Origin of the sequence: Clostridium sp. CM74B_53 (genome assembly GCF_036318045.1) — a bacterium.
Taxonomy (GTDB): Bacteria; Bacillota; Clostridia; order Lachnospirales; family Lachnospiraceae; genus Pilosibacter.
On sequence record NZ_JAWQDE010000010.1, the window covers coordinates 18,215 to 38,133 of the forward strand.

The following is a 19,919-nucleotide window of genomic DNA, read 5'->3' on the forward strand; positions in this document are numbered from 1 at the left end:
GAGATGTTTCAGAAGATTTTAATCGCAAACCGCGGCGAGATCGCCGTTCGGATCATCCGGGCATGCCGGGAGATGGGGATCAAGACGGTTGCCGTCTACTCCGAGGCAGACCGGGACGCACTGCACACACTTCTTGCGGACGAGGCGATCTGTATCGGACCGGCGCCGTCCACGGAGAGCTATCTCGATATGGAGCGGATCTTAACCGCATGCGTTGTCATGAAGGCAGATGCTATCCATCCGGGCTTCGGATTTTTGTCCGAGAATGCCCGCTTCGCGGAACTCTGTGAAAAGTGCAATATCCGCTTTATCGGACCGTCAGCTGAGATCATTAACAAGATGGGAAATAAGTCCGAGGCAAGAAAAACTATGATGGCGGCGGGCGTTCCTGTGGTTCCGGGAAGCAAAGAGCCGGTCTACACTGTGGAGGAAGGCCTTAAGACCGCGAAAGAGGTCGGCTTTCCGGTGATGATCAAGGCGTCCAGCGGCGGCGGCGGAAAGGGAATGCGCGTTTCGAGGTCGGAGGAAGATTTCGAGGCGAACTTCTTAAATGCCCAGATGGAATCCGTCAAGGGATTTTCCGATAATACCATGTATATCGAGCGGTTTGTGGAGAATCCGCGCCACATCGAGTTCCAGATCTTAGGCGACCGTTACGGAAATGTGGTCCATCTCGGTGAGCGCGACTGCTCGATCCAGAGGAGACACCAGAAGGTTCTTGAGGAATCCCCGTCAGCGGCGATCTCCGGGGAGCTTCGGAAAAAGATGGGTGAGACGGCAGTCCGCGCGGCAAAGGCGGTCGGATATGAGAATGCGGGAACCATCGAGTTCCTTTTAGATAAAGATAAAAATTTCTATTTTATGGAAATGAATACGAGGATCCAGGTGGAGCATCCGGTGACGGAGGCTGTCACGGACATGGACCTCATCAAAGAGCAGATCCGGATCGCGGCGGGGGAACCGCTCTCCGTGAGCCAGGAGGACATCAGGATCTCCGGCCATGCTATCGAATGCAGGATCAACGCGGAGAATCCGGAGAAGAACTTTATGCCATGCCCGGGCATGATCACAGATATCCATCTCCCGGGTGGCCGGGGAGTCCGTGTGGACACGGCGGTCTACAACAATTACCGGATCCCGCCGAACTATGATTCCATGATCTTAAAGCTGATCGTGCGGGACAAGGACCGGGAGTCCGCCATCGCGAAGATGCGCAGCGCCCTCGGGGAGCTTGTCATCGAGGGAATCAATACGAATCTGGATTTCCAGTATGATATTTTAAGCGATCCGGATTTTCAGTCGGGAAATGTGGATACAAACTTCATTCCGTCGCATTTTCCGGAGTATACCAAAGAATAGATGATACCAGTTCAGCCATGTCTAACTATGTGCATGGCTGAACGTAACGTTTTCACAGTCTTGAAAGGAGCTTTTATATATGCTAAGAGATATGTTTAAAAAAACATATACGAAGATCGATATGAAATACCGTGCGGGAGAAAAGGAATCTGCCAGAACGGCAGAGGAGGACGCGCCGGTGATTCCTGCCGGGCTGTGGAAAAAGTGCAATAAATGCGGAAAGCCGATCTACACGGACGATGTAAGGGCGAACTTTTATATCTGCCCGAAGTGCGGCGGATACTTCCGTGTCCATGCGTACCGCCGGATCGAGATGATCGCGGATGAGGGAAGCTTTGAGGAGTGGGACAAGTTCATGCAGGTCTCCAATCCGTTAAGCTTCCCAGGATACGAGAAGAAGCTTGCAGCAGCCCGTGAAAAATCACAGCTCAATGAGGCCATCGTCACCGGATCATGCACGATCCACGGACAGAAGACCGTTGTCGGTGTCTGCGACGCGAGATTTTTGATGAGCAGCATGGGCCACAACGTGGGTGAAAAGATCACGAGAGCCGTGGAGCGCGCCACGGAGGAAAAGCTTCCGGTGATCCTTTTCGCCTGCTCCGGCGGCGCGAGAATGCAGGAGGGCATGGTCTCCCTGATGCAGATGGCAAAGACTTCTGCGGCTTTAAAGAGACATCATGAGGCGGGACAGCTTTATGTGAGTGTCCTGACGGACCCGACAACGGGCGGCGTTACGGCAAGCTTCGCGATGTTAGGAGATATCATCCTCGCGGAGCCGGGGGCACTCATCGGTTTTGCGGGACCCCGTGTCATCGAGCAGACCATCGGGCAGAAGCTGCCGGAAGGTTTCCAGAGAGCGGAGTTCCTTGTGGAGCACGGCTTTGTCGATAAGATCGTGAAGCGTGAGGAATTAAAGGAAACGCTGGCGATGATCTTAAAGCTTCATAAAAAGCCGGAGAGCGGATGTCTGGCGGCCTGGGAGAGAGAACATTCCGGGGAAGGTGCTTCAGAGGAGAACCGGTCCCGTGGAAAGAAAGTCCGCCATGCATCGGAAAAAGCCGCCGGAATGATCCGCAGCGCGTGGGATTCCGTCCTGCTTTCCAGAAAGTCGGATCGCCCGGTAGCGACCGACTATATCCATGTGATCTTTGATGACTTTATGGAGTTTCACGGAGACCGCTACTGCAAGGACGACGGCGCCATTGTCGGCGGGATCGCGTCCTTCCACGGAATGCCTGTGACAGTGATAGGCCAGGAAAAAGGAAAGAATACAAAAGAAAACATTAAGCGCAATTTCGGCATGCCGTCCCCGGACGGATACCGGAAAGCGCTCCGTCTCATGAAACAGGCGGAGACCTTCGGACGTCCGGTGGTATGCTTTGTGGATACACCAGGGGCGTTCTGCGGTCTGGAAGCCGAGGAGCGCGGACAGGGCGAGGCGATCGCGAGAAACCTCTTTGAGATGTCCGATCTCACCGTTCCGGTCCTCTCGATCGTGATCGGGGAAGGCGGAAGCGGCGGAGCACTCGCCATGGCGGTTGCCAATGAGGTCTGGATGATGGAAAATGCAGTCTATTCCGTCCTTTCCCCGGAAGGTTTTGCTTCGATCCTCTGGAAAGACAGCAAACGCGCCGATGAGGCGGCACGTGTCATGAAGATGACTGCAAAAGAATTAAAAGAACTTGGAATCATTGAACGGGTTATCCCGGAGCCGGAACCGGCAGACCCGGAAACACTTCCGGAGATCGCAAAGACTATGGAAGATGCCATGGAGGAATTCTTTGAGACATGGACACCGCTCGGCGGGAAGACGTTAGCAGAACGCCGTTACGAGAGATTCCGGAAGTTCTAGGAGGCAGAATGGAGAAAACAAACATCCTGAAACCATTAAAAATAGGAAACCTTGTGGCGAAGCGCCCGGTGATCCAGGGAGGAATGGGAGTCGGCATCAGTCTTTCTTCGCTCGCCGGAGCCGTTGCAAAAGCGGGCGGCATCGGGATCATTTCCACAGCGCAGATCGGATTTAAGGATCATGACTTCGGAAAAAATCCGATGGCAGCGAACTTGAGAGCGATCCATTCAGAGCTTAAAAAAGCCAGAGAGAAAGCGCCGCAGGGCGTTCTCGGCTTTAATATCATGGTCGCGACAAAAGAGTACGCATCCTATGTAAAAGAGGCCGTAAAGGCCGGAGCGGACGTGATCATCTCAGGAGCCGGTCTCCCGATCGACATGCCGAAATTTGTCGCGGAGGCGGAGAGCGAAGCGGACGGCGGAGAAAAAAAAGAGCGCCGCACGATGATCGCGCCGATCGTTTCTTCTGTGAAATCGGCACTTGTCATCTGCCGGATGTGGGACAGAAAGTACCATACGGCACCGGATTTCATCGTGGTGGAAGGTCCCTGCGCGGGCGGTCACCTTGGATTTTCCAGGGAACAGCTTACGGAGCTTGGAGCCGATACGGATCATGTGGCGGAGACATATGATGAGCCGGCATACGACAAGGAGGTCCGCGGGATCATCGAGACGGTGAAAAGCTTTGCCGAGAAGTATAAAAAGCATATCCCGGTCATCACGGCGGGCGGAATTTTCGACTATAAGGACGTTCTGCATCAGTTTGAACTTGGAGCAGAAGGAGTCCAGGCGGCGACGAGATTTGTGACCACCGAGGAATGTGACGCGGATATCGCTTACAAAGAGGCATACATTAACGCGAAAGAGGAAGACATCGTGATCGTGAAGAGTCCGGTCGGAATGCCGGGGCGTGCGATCAAAAACAAGTTCTTAGAGCGTGTCGCGAAAGGCCCGGTCAAGGTCGAGCACTGTTTCAGGTGCCTGGAGCACTGTGATCCGGCGACAACGCCGTACTGCATCACGAAGGCGCTTATCAATGCCGCGGAAGGAAAGATCGATGACGCGCTGCTGTTCTGCGGGAGCAACGCGTACCGCTGCGAGAAGATCGAGACGGTGCCGGAAGTCATGGCGGCGCTGTGCGGAGAATAGCTCATAATCCACAAAGTATTGTAAAGTTGCGGAGATTCATAGATCCTGCATTTCTGTCATAGAATGAAGAAACTCAGGTGATAACCCGATGGATCCGGTCTTTTACCGGATTTTCGGGGATTTCACCTCTTCAGACAGAAATGCGGGATCTTTTTATGTTAAATGCGCTGTGGGCTGGGATGATGGCCGCCGGGATCTTCTGGGCGGCGTTTCATGGAAATATGGGGGAAGTGACGAACGGGCTGCTGGATTCGGCGAAAGAGGCGGTGACTCTGGGAGTCACCATGCTCGGGATCATGTCGTTCTGGTGCGGGATCTTAAAGATCGGGGAGCGAGCCGGTCTCATTGAGGCGCTCACGAAAAAAATGCGCCCGGTGATCAGATTCCTCTTCCCAAATCTCCCCGACGGACATCCGGCAGGGCAGTATATCGCGACAAATATGATCGCAAATATGCTGGGACTCGGCTGGGCGGCAACCCCGGCGGGATTGAAGGCGATGGAGGAGCTGGGAAAGCTGGAGGATGAGAGAAGCGGCGGGATTTGCTGGAGAGAGGACCGGGAAGAAGATTGCGGAATATCCGGGGAGCGGAGACGGTCATACGGGGAGACTCCGGATAAGCCGAAGTCAAAAGAAAAACTGTACAGATGGAAGCGCCCGGCCGGGACCGCCAGCAACGAGATGTGTACATTTCTGATCATCAACATCTCGTCCCTGCAGCTGATCCCCATCAACATGATCGCCTACCGCAGCCAGTACGGTAGCGTCGATCCGGCAGCGATCGCGGGACCGGCGCTGCTCGCGACGATCGCGAGTACGGCGGCGGGGGTGGTGTTCTGCAAAGTCATGGACAGGAAAAACATTGATTTTTGAAAAAAAGTTTACTATAATATTACTATTATGCGGCTGAAGCCCATACTCGGAAAAGAGCCCGCCCAAGGCGGTTTGCAAACAGAACACGATAAAAATATTCGTATCTGTACGTCATCAGAGCGAGATGACATACAGATCGTAAAAAGAGTCGATAAAACAATACCAGGAAGGTTGACGCATACAGAATGTATGCTTCTTTCTGGTATTTTTTTGCACTCGTGTCTGGAGTAAAAGTGTGTCATTGCACATGGTTTCAGGACAGAAAAGGGGATAAATTCATGAAAAAACGAACAATAAAAACAATACTGGCAGCTCTGACGGCAGCCGCCATGGTATGTTCCATGGCCGGCTGTTCCGGAAAGGACGCGGGGACAGCGGAAAGCTCCGCATCCGGCTCCTCCGCTGCTGCGGAGAACACAGGCGCGGCAGCAGAAAACGGGAAAGACTCCGTCATCGTTGTCATGGGACCGTCCTCCGAGCCGGAGGCAGGATTTGATCCGGCTTACGGCTGGGGAGCTGGAGAACATGTCCATGAGCCGCTGATCCAGAGCACGCTGATCGTCACAAAGGCAGATATGACGATCGGTTATGACCTGGCGACAGATATGAATGTCAGTGATGACGGGATGACATGGACCGTGACGATCCGCGATGACGTAAAGTTTACCGATGGGGAGAAACTCACGGCGGAGGACGTGGCATTCACTTACAATACACTGCGGGACAACAGCTCGGTCAATGACTTTACGATGTTAAAAGAGGCGAGAGCGCTGGATGATACCACGGTCGAGTTTGATATGAACCGTCCGTATTCGATCTGGCCGTACACGATGGCGATCACGGGGATTGTCCCGGAACACGCTTATGGTCCGGACTATGGAACGAACCCGATCGGTTCCGGCCGCTATATCATGAAACAGTGGGACAAAGGGCAGCAGGTGATCTTTGAGGCAAACCCGGATTATTATGGGGATGCGCCGAAAATGAAGACCGTGACGGTCTTATTTATGGATGAGGACGCAGCGTATGCGGCGGCTCTTTCCGGACAGGTGGATCTTGCTTACACATCGGCGGCATACTCTGACCAGACGGTCGATGGATTTTCCCTTTTTGACTGCAAGACGGTCGATAACCGCGGCTTCAACCTTCCGGTGATCCCGGCGGGGGAGACCGATGAGAACGGCGTGGCGCTTGGAAACGATTTTACAAGTGATGTAAGTGTGCGCCGCGCGATCAACCTTGCGATCAATCGGGAAGAGATGATCGACCACGTATTAAACGGGTACGGGACAGTGGCATACAGCGTCTGCGACCAGATGCCGTGGTATAACCCGGCGGCGGAGACGGATTATGATCCGGATATGGCGAAGGCGATCCTGAAAGAGGATGGCTGGGAAGCCGGAGAAGACGGGATCCTCACAAAAGACGGAGTCCGCGCCGAGTTCACCCTGATGTATCCGACCGGTGATTCTGTCCGCCAGGCACTTGCGGAGGACACGGCAAACCAGTTAAAAGCATTCGGGATCAACGTGACGACCGAGGGAGTCGGCTGGGATACCGCCTACGACCGCGCACAGTCCACTCCGCTCATGTGGGGATGGGGCGCGCACACGCCGATGGAGCTCTACAACATTTACCATACGGCTCCGGGAAAGAAATATGCGGAATATTCCCCGTATGCAAATGTGAAAGTGGACAAGTACATGGATGCCGCTCTGGCGGAGAGCGACCTTGAAAAGTCCTATGAACTCTGGAAAGATGCCCAGTGGGACGGGACGACAGGGATCACCCAGGATGGGGATCTTCCGTGGATCTGGCTTGTGAATATTGATCATTTATACTGGGTGAAGGACGGACTGCAGGTTGCGGAGCAGAAACTTCATCCGCACGGACATGGCTGGTCGATCGTAAACAACGTTGACCAGTGGACATGGAAATAAAGAGAACGGGTCTGTGGATCGGCAGACAGGCAGCGCGGATGTGTCTGATGGTACTCCTTGTGAGTATTCTGGCGTTTGGGCTCCTGGCGGCCTCGCCCATAGATCCGCTCCAGACAAACGTCGGTCAGACCGCGCTCGGCTCCATGAGTCCGGAACAGATCGCAAGACTCAGAAGCTACTGGGGAACGGATCTTCCGCCGGTGGAGCGGTATCTGAACTGGCTGAAAGACTTCCTTCATGGAAACATGGGAACCTCGCTTCTGTACCGGAGACCGGTGGCGGAAGTCATCGGTGAGAAGGTCTTAAGCTCCGTATGGCTTTTATTTACGGCATGGCTGTTATCTGGCATTCTCGGCTTTTTCCTTGGCGTTCTCGCAGGAAAAAAGCGCGGCGGAGTCATGGACCGGATCGTGACGGGATATTCGCTGTTTGTGGCGAGTACGCCGTCGTTCTGGGTGGCCATGGTGTTGCTCATGGTATTTGCGGTGAAGCTTCACTGGTTCCCGATCGGATTCAGCGTTCCGATCGGAATGGATGCAGGGGCAATCTCCATTGCGGACAGGATCCGGCATGCGGTTCTTCCGGCTGCGGCTTTAAGCATCACGGGAATCTCATCCATCGCCCTTCATACGAGGGAAAAACTCATCGAGGTCATGGAAAGTGATTACGTTTTGTTTGCAAGAGCAAGGGGAGAGTCGGACTGGGCGATCTTAAGACGTCATGGACTCCGGAACATTCTTCTCCCGGCCATGACACTTCAGTTCTCGTCGGTGAGTGAGATCATCGGCGGCTCTGTCCTTGTGGAACAGGTATTTTCCTACCCGGGACTGGGACAGGCGGCAGTGACGGCGGGACTCGGAAGTGATGTTCCGTTACTTTTAGGGATCACAGTCGTGACGGCGGTCATCGTCGCCGCGGGAAATCTTGCGGCAAACATTTTGTACGGTGTGATCGATCCGAGGATCCGGGAGGGGGCGAAGCAGAGATGATGAAAAATCGCAGAAGAAAAAGCTTCGCACTGCTGATCCTGGCAGCTGGACTTTTGGTGCTCGTTGCGGTTCTCGGGAGCTTCTGGAAGGAAGCTGCGATCCAGACCGATTTTACGCGAAAAAATCTTGCACCTTGTATCCAGTATCCATTCGGAACAGACTGGATGGGCCGGGACATGTTTGTTCGGACGATCGCCGGACTTTCTTTAAGCATCCGGATCGGACTCCTGACGGCGGCGGTCAGCGCAGCTGCGGCATTTCTTATGGGACTCTGCGCGGCTGTGTGCGGAAAAGCGGCGGACAGCATTGTGCAGATGCTCATCGATATCGTGATGGGAATTCCACATATGCTGCTTCTGATCCTGATCTCCTTCGCCTGCGGGCGGGGATTCTGGGGTGTTGTCTGGGGGATCGCGTTCACGCACTGGGCATCGCTCGCGAGACTCATCCGCGGGGAGGTCCTGCAGCTAAAACAGAGCCAGTATGTGAAGATCGCGGAGAAGCTCGGAAAAGGAAAGTTTTATATCGCATTCTGCCATATGGCGCCGAACCTGATCCCGCAGTTTATTACGGGACTTGTCCTCCTGTTTCCGCATGCGATCCTTCATGAAGCCAGCATCACATTTTTGGGCTTTGGGCTTTCCTCGGAAAGTCCGGCGATCGGGGTGATCCTGTCGGAGAGCATGAAGTACCTTGCGATGGGAAAATGGTGGCTGGCGCTGTTTCCGGGACTTTTCCTCGTGGGAACGGTCCTGCTGTTCCATTATATCGGTCAGGCGCTGTGCAGGCTTCTGGATCCGGGCAGTGTTCATGAATAGGAGGCGGAGAAGATGAAGGATACGATTTTGGAAGTGAAGGATCTCTCCGTCACCTTTACACAGTATGATCGCGTTTTTTCGAGACGGACGCTCCATGCGGTGGAGAAGATGGACCTCTCGGTACGTGCGGGCGAGATCGTGGCGGTCGTGGGATCAAGCGGATCCGGCAAGAGTCTGTTAGCCCATGCGATCATGGGAATCCTGCCCTACAACAGCGCGATGGACGGGGAGATCCGGTTTCTTGGAACACCGCTGACGGCGGAACGGGTAAAAAAGCTCCGTGGACATGAGATCGTTTTTGTGCCCCAGAGTGTGTCATATCTTGATCCGCTCATGAAGATCGGGGATCAGATCCGGAACGGGAAAAAGGATCATTCCGTGAAGGAGAAATGTCTGTCGGTGCTAAAGCGCTATGGCCTGGCCCCGGATATCCGGGAAAAATATCCGTTTCAGCTATCCGGCGGCATGACGCGGCGCGTTCTGATCTCCACAGCGGTGATGGAAACACCGAAATTCGTCATTGCGGACGAGCCGACACCTGGACTTCACATGGAGGCGGCAACGCGCGTTATGGGGCATTTCCGGGAGATGGCGGATGACGGGGCAGGAGTTCTTCTCATCACCCACGATCTGGAGCTGGCGCTTTTGACAGCAGACCGGGTCGTCGTGCTCTATGGAGGCAGAGTCATCGAGGAGACGGACGCGGCTGCTTTTCAGAATGAGGAGAACCTGAAACATCCGTACACAAAGGCGCTGTTCCGATCCATGCCGAAGAACTGGAAAAAGGACGGAGAAAACCTCTGCGACACAGGAGAGATCCTGGAGATCATGCGAAAGGAATACGGAAGATGAAGCTGGAAGCGATCGACATTTCTTTTAAATACGGGAAAGGGAGCAGACAGATCCTGGATCATGTAAATCTTTCGGTGGAACCAGGCGAAAAGGTGGGGATCATGGCACCGAGCGGATATGGAAAGACAACGCTTTGTAAGATCCTTGCCGGGTATGAGAGACCGGATCAGGGGAAAGTCCTGGTCGATGGAATGCCGATCCTGAAGATCCGCGGTTACTGCCCGGTGCAGATGGTCTGGCAGCATCCGGAGCTCTCAGTGAATCCGAAAAGGCGCCTGAGTACGGTTCTTGCGGAAGGGGACTGGACGTTTGAGGATCCGGGCGAACGGGCGCGGATCGAGGAAGGCCTCGGGATCCGGGATGAATGGAAAGAACGGTTTCCGGTGGAGGTTTCCGGCGGGGAGCTTCAGAGGTTCTGTATCGCGAGAGCATTGGGGCGAAAGACGAAACTTCTGATCGCGGATGAGATGACGACAATGCTGGATCTGATCACGCAGGGACAGATCTGGGATTTCGTTTTGAAGGAACTGAAACGGCGGGAGATGGGAATGATCGCGGTCAGCCACTCGCCGGAGCTCCTTGAGAAGGTGTGTGACCGTGTGGTGCGGTATCCGCAGGCTGATCTTCGCGGGTGATATTTATAGCCCATATGTGGGCAATGAATTGACAAGCTTTATGAGATTCCGTAAAATGGGGACATAAAAATATGGTTTTTTGATGCGGTGCAGTGGACAACTGCGCCGTTTTGCTTTTTGACAGAAAATTTCAAAGAATATTTTTACAAACGATGGAGGAAAAGATGAGATTTTGTATGGATCTGTGCCTTGCGGTGGTCCTGATCCAGATTGCATGGACCGATATCCGCACGATGATGATACCGGACCGGGTGCTGGTTCCGCTGATGATCCTGGCGGGACTTTCGGTATTTACGGAGCCGGAAATTCCATTTACTGCCCGGCTCATCGGGATCTTCTGCACAGCACTTCCCATGTACCTTGCAAATCTTTTTGTGGACGGGGCATTTGGTGGCGGTGATATCAGGCTGCTGGCAGCCGCAGGATTCTGTCTCGGATGGAAAACATGCCTGATCGGGACGATCACGGGACTTTTTCTTGGAGGACTTCAGTCAGTGGTCCTGCTGGCACTTGGAAAGGTGAGATTCGGAGAGCGGGCGAGGATCCCGTTTGCTCCGGCGCTCTGTATGGGACTATTTGCCGCAAGACTTTTTGAGGATCAGATCGTCTCCCTGTTCTTCTGGGGAACATGGTAGGGGATCCAGAGTAATAAAAGGTGGGATATGTCATGAAAAAGCAAAAGAAACTTGGGACGGCAGGATTAGCTGATTTTTTCCGACAGTTTTCGGTCCTGGTAAGCTCGGGACTTCCGGTTGCCGGGGCACTTGAGATCATGGAAACGGATGAAACAGATCAGAGATTTTCCCGGGCATGCCGGCTTTTCAAGCAGCGGATGACCGATGGAATGGCGATCGGGGATGCCATGGAGGAGACAGGGGCATTTCCGGAGCTGGCAGTCCAGATGATCCGGTCGGCGGAGATCGGAGGTCATCTCGGGAAAACGACTATGAAGCTCTCGGAGCATTATGAAAAAGAACATCGCACGGAAGGAAAGATCCGCAGTGCTATGCTGTACCCGAAGATCCTTATCTTTATGATGATATTCCTGGTCCTGTTTGTCTTTCTAGCGATCCTTCCGACGCTGGAACCACTCCTTAAAGGTGTGAAGCTTCCGCTTCTTACGAGAACACTGATGGAGATCAGCCATTTTCTGTATCGATACCGATATTTTCTTCCGGCAGCAGCACTGATCCTTTTCACGGTCTGGAAATTTCTGATCACGAGACCTGTGGTCAGGCTTTTGTACGACAGGATGTTGTGTGCACTGCCGGTCCTGGGAAGACAGGTGAGAACGATCTGCACGGCGAGATTCTGTGAAAATATGTCGAGTCTCTATTCCAGCGGACTGCCGATCCCATCCTGTTTAATGTATACAATCGGGACCATCGGAAACCGCTATCTGGATGGGAAACTCCGGTTGATCATGGAAGACGTGAAAAACGGAATGCTGCTCAGCGAGGCAATCCGGGCGAGCGGCAGTTTCGATAAGAAACTGGCGGCGGTGATCGTCACCGGTGAGGAAGCGGGATGCCTGGAAGATATGTTAAAAAGGCTGGCGGAAAATTATGAACATGAGGCGGATCTGGCACTCACGAAACTGATGAATCTCCTGGAACCGGCGATGATCCTGGTCATCGGCTCACTCACCGGTCTTCTGATCCTTGGGATCATGGAACCGATGTGGAACATGTATGGGAGTATTGGCAGTTGAGAGGAGGAAACCGATTGAAAAAGAACGGACATGAAGGCTTTGTTATGGCAGAAGTTCTGATCACAGTCATGATCGTCATGGTCTTTGGGACTTTACTGTTTTCTTCAGCATCGAGAAGATATGTGCGGGCAGAGCGGAATATCGCGAAAATGGAGGCGAGACTGGCTGCGGAATCGGTCGTGCAGGTGCTGGCAGGGAAGATCCTGAAAGAAGAGTCATCGGAGGTGATCGAAAAACTTGTCTCCAGACACGGTCTTCCGGTGACCGAGGGCGTGGTCTGGGCGGATACGGAGAATGGAGAGTCAGAAAAGATCAGGACTGTCGTGACATCTTTCTGGCGAGAGGATGGCTCTGAACTGGTGCTGCATGCGGAGTGTACGGTGCGGGAGCAGACAGAAAGTGCATCGATCGTTCTCGGGCGGGAACGCCTATCCGTGTATACACCATCCACAGCGGATCGGAAGGAGGAGAACGCGCCATGAAAAAGAGAAAGAAAATACTTTCAGATCACAGCGGAATGACGCTCGTGGAGATATTGACAGCGTTCTTTATTCTGATGCTGGCGTCAAAGGCTGTCGTTTCCTGTATTTCAGGGTATTCCCGCGTGATCGAAAAGAGCCGGGAACTTTCCGCAGCAGGCACAGAAGTGGAACGCCTGACAGGAGATGCGGAATATGCAGCAGCCGCAGAGATCCATCTGGAGATCGGCGGGGAGGAGTTTGTGGAATCCGGATCCTATGTGGAAGAGACGGTGAAAGACAGTGATCGTCCGGTAACCGGTTTTTGGGCGGATCAGGCGGTCATGGAGGAGATTTTTGCAGATGGAGAATAAAAGAGGCGGTTTTACCCTGGTGGAAGTCATGACGGCGATCCTGCTGTTTGGAATGCTGATGCTTCTTATTTTTCCGATGAGGCGGATGATGGTTCGCGTTCTGGAGCGGACAGGGGATCAGGAACATGCGGAAATGATCGGTGATGCCGTTTTCCGGCATGTGACGGACGGATTGCAGACAGGTGCGATCCGGGTCGGGGAGCTGGACGAGCTTTCACTGGATACGTTTTGTGAGGATGATCTCGTGCCGGAAATTTCAGTGGAGGATTCGAGTGAATCCCGCGTATTTATCAGGATCACGGTGTCTGAGGGGGCACGGGTCCTTTATGAGAGATCTGGAAATATTTTTTGTGGGAGCCCCGGACAGCAGCCTTAAATAAGGGATGCCGATGACAAAGAATTGGTTTTTATGCGGTGGCGGTACCGCAGTCCAGACAGTGAAATTTTGAGATAGGGGGAAGTGAAAATGCTGCTTGCATTAGGTGGAGACGGAAGAAATGGAAACAGGGAAGAGAGCGCGGAAAAAACGGAACGGGTTGGAAGAGAGACAGAATCGGCGGTGAAGATCCTGGAAGAACTTCTGATCTTCGGATACCGGAAAAATGCCAGCGATATTCACATGGAACCGTGGGAGGACCGGTTTGTGATCCGGATGAGGATCGATGGAATGATGACGATGGTCCGGGAGTTTGACAAATCCATGTACCAGCCGCTCGTGACGAGAGCGAAGGTCATCAGCGGGATGGATATCGCAAAAAAGAGAGTTCCGCAGGACGGACATTTCCGGGAGACGATCAAAGGGATCCGGCTGGATATGAGAACGAGCGTGATCCCGACGATCTTCGGGGAAAAGATGGTGCTGAGATTTCTGGACAGAAAGACGGAGATCGATCATTGCGGGACATTTGGCATGAATGAAGAAAATTATAAGAAGATGATACAGATCCTGAGGAGTCCGGGCGGGATCCTGTATCTTACCGGACCGACAGGATGCGGAAAGACCACGACATTGTACCTGCTCCTGGAATATCTGTTGAGACAGCCGGTAAATATCGTGACGATCGAGGATCCCGTGGAGCGATATCTTCCGGGGATCAGCCAGATCCAGGTGAATGAACAGGCGGGACTTACCTTTGAATCGGGACTCCGCGCGGTTTTGAGACAGGATCCTGATATCATCATGGTCGGCGAGACGAGAGATCCGGAGACTGCGAAGATCAGTGTCCGCGCGGCGATCACCGGTCATCTGGTGCTCTCGACTCTGCACACGAAAAGTGCAGTGGGCGGGATCACAAGAATGGCGGATATGGGCGTGGAGCCATACCTCACGGCGGACAGTCTGTGCGGCATGGCGGCACAGAGACTGGTGAGAAAGGTGTGTCCGCACTGCGCGGAGGCGGTGGAACTCACGGAGGAGGAACAGCGTTTGCTTGGAAGAACGGTGAAAAGTGCAAAACGCGGGCGCGGATGTGAACACTGCCTGAATACAGGATACAAAGGGAGAACTGCGGTCCATGAGATCTTTGTGATGGACCGGGAATTAAAGCGGATGACAGCGGAGAACCGGCCTGCATGGGAGATCGAGGAATATATAGTGAAGACACAGGGAATGCGGACCATGCGGGAAGAGCTGGCAGATCTGGTGTGTGACGGTGTGATCCCGATGGAGGAGTTCCTGCGGACGGTGGAAGTTCGGTAAATACAATATGGAGAAGAAAACGGGATGCGCGCGGCGTGTCCCGTTTTTTCTTAAAAGGAACTTCCGGTGAAATCCAAAGGCACTCCGTGCCAATGGTGCACACTCTTTTTTACATTATCAAATGCCTGTAAACACTGACTTTGCAGGGATTTTTATGAAAACGGATTGGCAAAAATGACGAAAATAGAAAAATATTTTCGTGAAACTGACCAAATAACAGGGGCATGGTTTTACGGATCCGATATGGATTCCGGAAAGGTCCTGTGATATAGTTATGGACAAACAGAGGAATGAACCGTCCGGGACATTCCAGTCAAATCATGACAGATCTTTTTAAAGTCTTAAAAATCTCCGGAAGCAGATGGTGTCTGCTTCATCGAAAAGCCGCCGGCGGCTTTAGCCGGAATATCCAGGAGGAAAAATGAATCGAAGGAAAATGGTAAAGTGGCTTGCTGCTGCAGGTTCTTTTGGCGCACTCGCAGGCTGCAGCGGGGAACTTGTCCCCTATGCGGCGGAGAGACCGATAGAGATCTCGGCAGCGGAGCAGGTGATCCTGCAGGACCGGGAAGCAGGCAGAAGATTCTTTATGGAATCCGTGTCTGCTGCAGACCGGGAAGGAAGACAGGAGATCACGGTAACAGGAAGAGAAAGTGCATTTGATACGCTGGTGATCGCGCAGATGTTTCCGGATGTGATCAATATTTCAAAGACAGATCTTGGAACGAGAAGCGTGAACGGTGAGCTGTTTTCGGACTGCCGGATCGGTTTTGAGTGGCGGGGGCGGGCGCCGGATCCCGGAGAAGAGAAAGTGCCCGGAACAGGAGATCAGTTCGGGGATGAAAAAGACCGGGCGTCCTGGAAGATCGGCGATGTGATCCTGCGGAATGTCGCGGGAAAAGTCTGCAGATTCCGCTGCATTGATGATGATTATCAGGATGGAAGCGGAAACTACGGAAAACGCGCGCTGTTTCTGGCGGAGTGTGTGATCCGGTCTGACGTGGAGAGCACATATGAGGAACGGGTCCTGCTTTCGTTCGGGGAGAATAATAATTATAAGAAATCCCGGGTAAGAAAGTGGCTGGGAGAACAGGAGGAGAATACGGTTCCGGATGCGGACTTTGTATACACGGGAACAGTAACCGCATTTACAGGAAGGACGGAAACCGGAGATTTTGCGCAGACCCGGATGGATGGGCTTCGGAGCTGCCGGCTTTCGTATCAGGAATGCCGGGACCGCTTCTTTCTGCTGTCTCTTGAGGAGGCGTACCGGTACCGGGAGGAGATCTGGAACCCGGAAGGAAAGGGAAGTTCTTACAGCAGGGGATTCTGGCTCCGCACACCAGCTTATGAGACAGACGAGTATGGAAATTTTGTATACGGAAACAGGGAATATGTTGTAGATCTGGAAAACGGATGCCTCAGACAGGCGGATGTGTCGGATAGCGGGATCGGAATCTGTCCGGCGTTCTGTCTGCCGCAGGCATAGAGGGGAGAAAATATGAAAAAGAGCAGAAAAAACAGAGGAAGAAAGAGCCGGATGATGTTAGCGGGATTAGGAGTCTGCATGGCGCTCGGAACACCGGTAAAGGGAATGGCAGTTTTAAGAAGCGTGGAGACGGCGGAGGGGAAAATCGCGACTGCGTCGGATGCGTCCGGGAAGATCGCTGTATTCGCGGCGGACGATGAGATCTGGGGTGCGGATGTAGGTGATATGAGCTTCCTGAGTGGAAGATCCGGAGACGGAAGCAAAGAAAAACCTTACCAGCTCACGACAAAAGAGCATCTGATCGGACTTGCGGTTCTCGCGTCCATGGGAATGGAAATTGGAAGCGGGGAGGGAACGTACCCGGGTAATTATAGAGGTGCCTGGTTTGAACTGGGGAAAAATATCGATCTCGGCGGCATGAACTGGATCCCGATCGGTTTTTACCGAACCGGTGCGGATATGCGGGCGGGAAAAGTGAGTCCGTTTGAAGGTCATTTTGACGGAAATGGGAAGACTGTCTCGAATTTTCGCATGTACCAGCCGTCCTGGGATTTTGGAGGACTGTTCGGAATGGTGGAGAATGCGGAGATCACGGATCTTAAAGTAAAGCCGGGACATGTGATCACAGTGAAGGAAAATGGAGGAATTCTTGCGGGCCGGGCAAAGCATTCGGTGATCCGGAATGTGACGGTAAATGGGACACTGAGGACTACCGGCACCGTTGGCGGAGTGACCGCGGATGTTCTGGAAGATTCTGTGGTGGAAAACTGTGTTTCCGACCATGTGGCGATCGACGCGGGAAGCGGAAAGGAGATCTTCATTGGCGGAATTGCCGGGCGGGCCTCCGAGTCACTGATCGCGGATTGTGAAGTGAATACCGGGGACAGCCTGAGCGCCAGGATCCAGGGCGGTGGTTATGTTGGCGGAATTGCGGGCTTTCAGAATTCTGCAGATATCTTTAATTCGCATGTGATGGGGACCATCGGCGGAAGCGGTGCCCAGTCTATCGGCGGAATTACCGGAAAATATGCCTCCGGAAAGATCAAAGTGGCGAGATTTGAGGGAACGATCGCGTCCTCCGGACTCGGAAGTGCGGCGCGGGAGGGAACCTTCATCGGAACGCACGATACTGGGTTCCATTTCCGCTATGGTGCGGAGGCTGGCGCGGACGCAGCGTATCTGTTCGCAGACACGGAGGAAAAGATCGCGGCCGGAGTCTGTGGTTCCGGAGTTTCGGATGATAACCGGTTTTCATATGATGCCCATATCGGCTTCTGGAACAAGGGCGATAATTTCTACACATTAGTCCAGGGACAGAATGTAAAGAAAGAGGATGAGCTCTATTTCTACGAGGAACTCGAAAACGGAGTCCTCCATGTCGTGGATACGGAGGATGCGGCGAGACAGGGCCTGTATACTCCGGACCATTTCGCACCAAATTCCGTGGGACGGCCAGTGCGGGGATATCTGCTTTCGGTTCTCCAGGTGGATACGGCGGCAAATTCAGAGAATTTCTACGATGTCGCAGTTCTCACAGCAAAAGGTCCGTCCGCGTACAGTAAAGAATTTCATAAAGCTTACCGGGGTGCAGTGGTGGCCGGGGACACGGTGACAGTCCTCACAGCGCCCAGGAATACGGAGACGGAAAAATTCCAGATGGACGGTGTGCCGACTTATACGGACTCTCTGGGGCGAAGAAGGAAGACGAGCTATCAGACAGGCGGTTCCTACCAGTTTGTGATGCCGGAGCATGACACGGAAGTATCTGCTGTCTATAAGAAGGTGGCTGCAGGCGTGCGGGTGGAGCCTCAGGAATTTGCTTTCAGGGTCACAGAGGAGCGCACCGGCGACCGGATGAACCCGTCGATCACAACGGAAGTGCGGGACAGCGCGGGAAAACTTTTGGCGAGATATCTGAACGGAAAGCCGGAAGCAGGGACAAAGGTCCAGGATGTGAAGATCCGGGCGGTAGTCGATAAGAATAATGATGTCGCTGATGAGGCGGTGAGATGGAGCGTGGACGATGATGAACTGATCCTTTTAAAGAAAAATGATGATGAGGATGAGTCCGGATATACGAAAAAGAGCGCTTCGATCGAGCTGAATCTGAATGCCGGATTTTTTAAGGACATCGTCGGGAAGGCTGAGGCAGAGCAGGCAAAGAAACAGTACCGGTATCCGATCGAGGATACGATTTACGGAAACGGAATTCAGGGTGGACTTGCTGTCCTGACGGCAAAAACGAGACCTGTATCCAGTTTCGAGGAGAAGTCTGTGACGGCAAACTGCAGGATCCCGGTAACCTTCCAGATCAAAGACCGGACGAAGGTCGCGGCGGAAGGAGCATCTCTCAATAAGACGGCTTTAAATTTTACAGTCACCAGAAAACTGACCGGTGACCGGAAAAATCCGCAGGAGACACTCACAGTATCAGCACCGCAGATCCTTTCGGGGACCTTTGCACCGGATTATTTTGACAAAAAAGATATCAATTGGACAGTCGGTGATCATGCGATCATCCAGATGGATGCCGGTTTTGTGGAAGAAGGGATCGCGGACGGCGATTACCGGAACGCGAAGGTGAGCGCCAAAAAGGATACAAGATGGATCCTGGATCTCATGGAAGCAGATGACGCGGCTCATGCGGAACATATTTATGAAAAACGCACCGGATATGGGACCCGAAGCACGGATGTGATCATGGCAGCAAAGGATGCGCTTGGAAATATCCAGTCGGCAGCCTGCAGTGTGAAAGTGGACTTTGTGACGGATGACCAGACGGTGGTGATGCCTGAGGAGATCAGGGCGGATCAGGATACGCTGACCTTTGCGCTGACACTTACGAAAAGCGGATCAAGATACAACCCGGTACTTAGCTGGGAGGGCTCGGATGCTCAGAAGATCACGGCAGAACTTGTTCCCGAAGCGGCGCTCAAAGGGAATGGAGACGGAAATTTTGTACTTGAATGGAGATCTCGATCCGGAGCTGTGAAAGCGGAAAACGGAGTGATATCGGCAGATACAGGCGCATCCTGGATCACGGAGGCGATGAAGAAATACCCGTATACGGCGGAAACCACGGATGAGATCACGGTGAAGGCAGGAACTATTGAAAAAAAGATCCCGGTAAAATTGACGTTTAAACTTGTAGACCGGACATGGTCAGGAAGTTCCGGAGGACATTCTTCTGGCAGTGGAAGTACGGGAAGTGTATTGAAAAAGCTGCAGAATACAGGAGAACAGCCGAAAGGAAGTATTGCCGGTGAATGGAGAAAAGAAGCAGACGGAAGCTGGCGGTTTGTTTCCGGCGGAAAAACTTATGCCGGTGAATGGGCCTGGATCTACAATCCATACGCAAAAGAAGGTCAGGAAAAAACTTCCTGGTTTCATTTCGCAAGTGACGGCAGGATGCAGACCGGCTGGTTTCTCGACGAAAAGGATGGCAGCTGGTATTACCTCCGGAAGACGAGCGACGGAAACCAGGGAAAAATGCAGACCGGATGGCTGAAAGAGGGAGAAAAATGGTATTACCTTGGACCGACGGGACGAATGACAAAGGGATGGAACTGGATCGACGGAAAATGTTACTATATGGACCAGAAAAACGGACATATGCTGGCGGGCTGTATGACACCGGACGGATATACCGTGGATGATACAGGTGCATGGTGTGTTCACGGGGTTGTGCAGACATTTGGAAAGAAATAATGACGGGGGATCAGG

Annotated in this window: 17 protein-coding genes; all 17 read left to right on the top strand. The window is 53.1% G+C overall.

Going from position 1 to position 19,919, the window contains the following annotated elements:
• Window positions 1-3: 3 nt before the first annotated feature.
• The 17 genes from V2546_RS09790 (at window position 4) to V2546_RS09870 (ending at window position 19,904) form a co-directional block, all read left to right on the top strand.
• A complete protein-coding gene (locus V2546_RS09790) occupies window positions 4-1,359 on the top strand; it encodes an acetyl-CoA carboxylase biotin carboxylase subunit (RefSeq protein WP_329752201.1) in 1,356 nt (451 codons plus the stop codon).
• A 79-nt stretch (window positions 1,360-1,438) separates the two neighbouring features.
• Window positions 1,439-3,214: an acetyl-CoA carboxylase carboxyltransferase subunit alpha gene (locus V2546_RS09795; protein ID WP_329752202.1), complete on the top strand. Its 1,776-nt coding sequence runs from the start codon at window positions 1,439-1,441 to the stop codon at window positions 3,212-3,214.
• 8 nt (window positions 3,215-3,222) lie between these two features.
• On the top strand, window positions 3,223-4,362 hold the full coding sequence (locus V2546_RS09800) for a nitronate monooxygenase family protein (protein WP_329752204.1): 1,140 nt from the start codon (window positions 3,223-3,225) through the stop codon (window positions 4,360-4,362).
• Between the two features lie 155 nt (window positions 4,363-4,517).
• Complete coding sequence (locus V2546_RS09805; protein ID WP_329752206.1) at window positions 4,518-5,234, top strand: nucleoside recognition protein; 717 nt, start codon at window positions 4,518-4,520, stop codon at window positions 5,232-5,234.
• Window positions 5,235-5,512: 278 nt separating this feature from the next.
• Window positions 5,513-7,174 (top strand): ABC transporter substrate-binding protein, encoded by a 1,662-nt coding sequence (locus V2546_RS09810; RefSeq protein ID WP_329752208.1) that lies wholly within the window; start codon window positions 5,513-5,515, stop codon window positions 7,172-7,174.
• Window positions 7,165-8,163: an ABC transporter permease gene (locus V2546_RS09815; protein WP_118298265.1), complete on the top strand. Its 999-nt coding sequence runs from the start codon at window positions 7,165-7,167 to the stop codon at window positions 8,161-8,163. The genes V2546_RS09810 and V2546_RS09815 overlap by 10 nt, the downstream gene beginning before the upstream one ends.
• On the top strand, window positions 8,160-8,981 hold the full coding sequence (locus tag V2546_RS09820) for an ABC transporter permease (protein WP_118605443.1): 822 nt from the start codon (window positions 8,160-8,162) through the stop codon (window positions 8,979-8,981). The genes V2546_RS09815 and V2546_RS09820 overlap by 4 nt, the downstream gene beginning before the upstream one ends.
• 12 nt (window positions 8,982-8,993) lie before the next feature.
• Window positions 8,994-9,833: an ABC transporter ATP-binding protein gene (locus V2546_RS09825; RefSeq protein WP_329752209.1), complete on the top strand. Its 840-nt coding sequence runs from the start codon at window positions 8,994-8,996 to the stop codon at window positions 9,831-9,833.
• Window positions 9,830-10,468 carry an ABC transporter ATP-binding protein gene (locus V2546_RS09830; protein WP_118651121.1) on the top strand — a complete coding sequence of 213 codons (639 nt, stop codon included), beginning with the start codon at window positions 9,830-9,832 and terminating at the stop codon, window positions 10,466-10,468. The genes V2546_RS09825 and V2546_RS09830 overlap by 4 nt, the downstream gene beginning before the upstream one ends.
• Window positions 10,469-10,632: 164 nt before the next feature.
• Complete coding sequence (locus V2546_RS09835; RefSeq protein WP_182426825.1) at window positions 10,633-11,103, top strand: prepilin peptidase; 471 nt, start codon at window positions 10,633-10,635, stop codon at window positions 11,101-11,103.
• Window positions 11,104-11,135: 32 nt separating this feature from the next.
• The gene (locus tag V2546_RS09840) at window positions 11,136-12,179 is read left to right on the top strand and encodes a type II secretion system F family protein (protein WP_329752211.1); all 1,044 of its coding nucleotides are present in this window, start codon (window positions 11,136-11,138) and stop codon (window positions 12,177-12,179) included.
• A 14-nt stretch (window positions 12,180-12,193) separates the two neighbouring features.
• Complete coding sequence (locus V2546_RS09845; RefSeq protein WP_329752213.1) at window positions 12,194-12,661, top strand: type II secretion system protein; 468 nt, start codon at window positions 12,194-12,196, stop codon at window positions 12,659-12,661.
• Window positions 12,658-13,011: a type II secretion system protein gene (locus V2546_RS09850; RefSeq protein ID WP_118298258.1), complete on the top strand. Its 354-nt coding sequence runs from the start codon at window positions 12,658-12,660 to the stop codon at window positions 13,009-13,011. Before V2546_RS09845 ends, V2546_RS09850 begins: the two co-directional genes overlap by 4 nt.
• Window positions 13,001-13,387 carry a type II secretion system protein gene (locus tag V2546_RS09855; protein ID WP_329752215.1) on the top strand — a complete coding sequence of 129 codons (387 nt, stop codon included), beginning with the start codon at window positions 13,001-13,003 and terminating at the stop codon, window positions 13,385-13,387. The genes V2546_RS09850 and V2546_RS09855 overlap by 11 nt, the downstream gene beginning before the upstream one ends.
• A 90-nt stretch (window positions 13,388-13,477) precedes the next feature.
• Window positions 13,478-14,710: a GspE/PulE family protein gene (locus V2546_RS09860; protein ID WP_329752216.1), complete on the top strand. Its 1,233-nt coding sequence runs from the start codon at window positions 13,478-13,480 to the stop codon at window positions 14,708-14,710.
• Between the two features lie 421 nt (window positions 14,711-15,131).
• Entirely contained in the window at window positions 15,132-16,196 is a 1,065-nt protein-coding gene (locus V2546_RS09865; RefSeq protein WP_215701995.1) for a DUF6273 domain-containing protein, read from the top strand.
• Between the two features lie 12 nt (window positions 16,197-16,208).
• Window positions 16,209-19,904, top strand: a complete 3,696-nt coding sequence (locus tag V2546_RS09870; protein ID WP_329752217.1) for a peptidase A26 — start codon at window positions 16,209-16,211, stop codon at window positions 19,902-19,904.
• Window positions 19,905-19,919 lie beyond the last annotated feature (15 nt).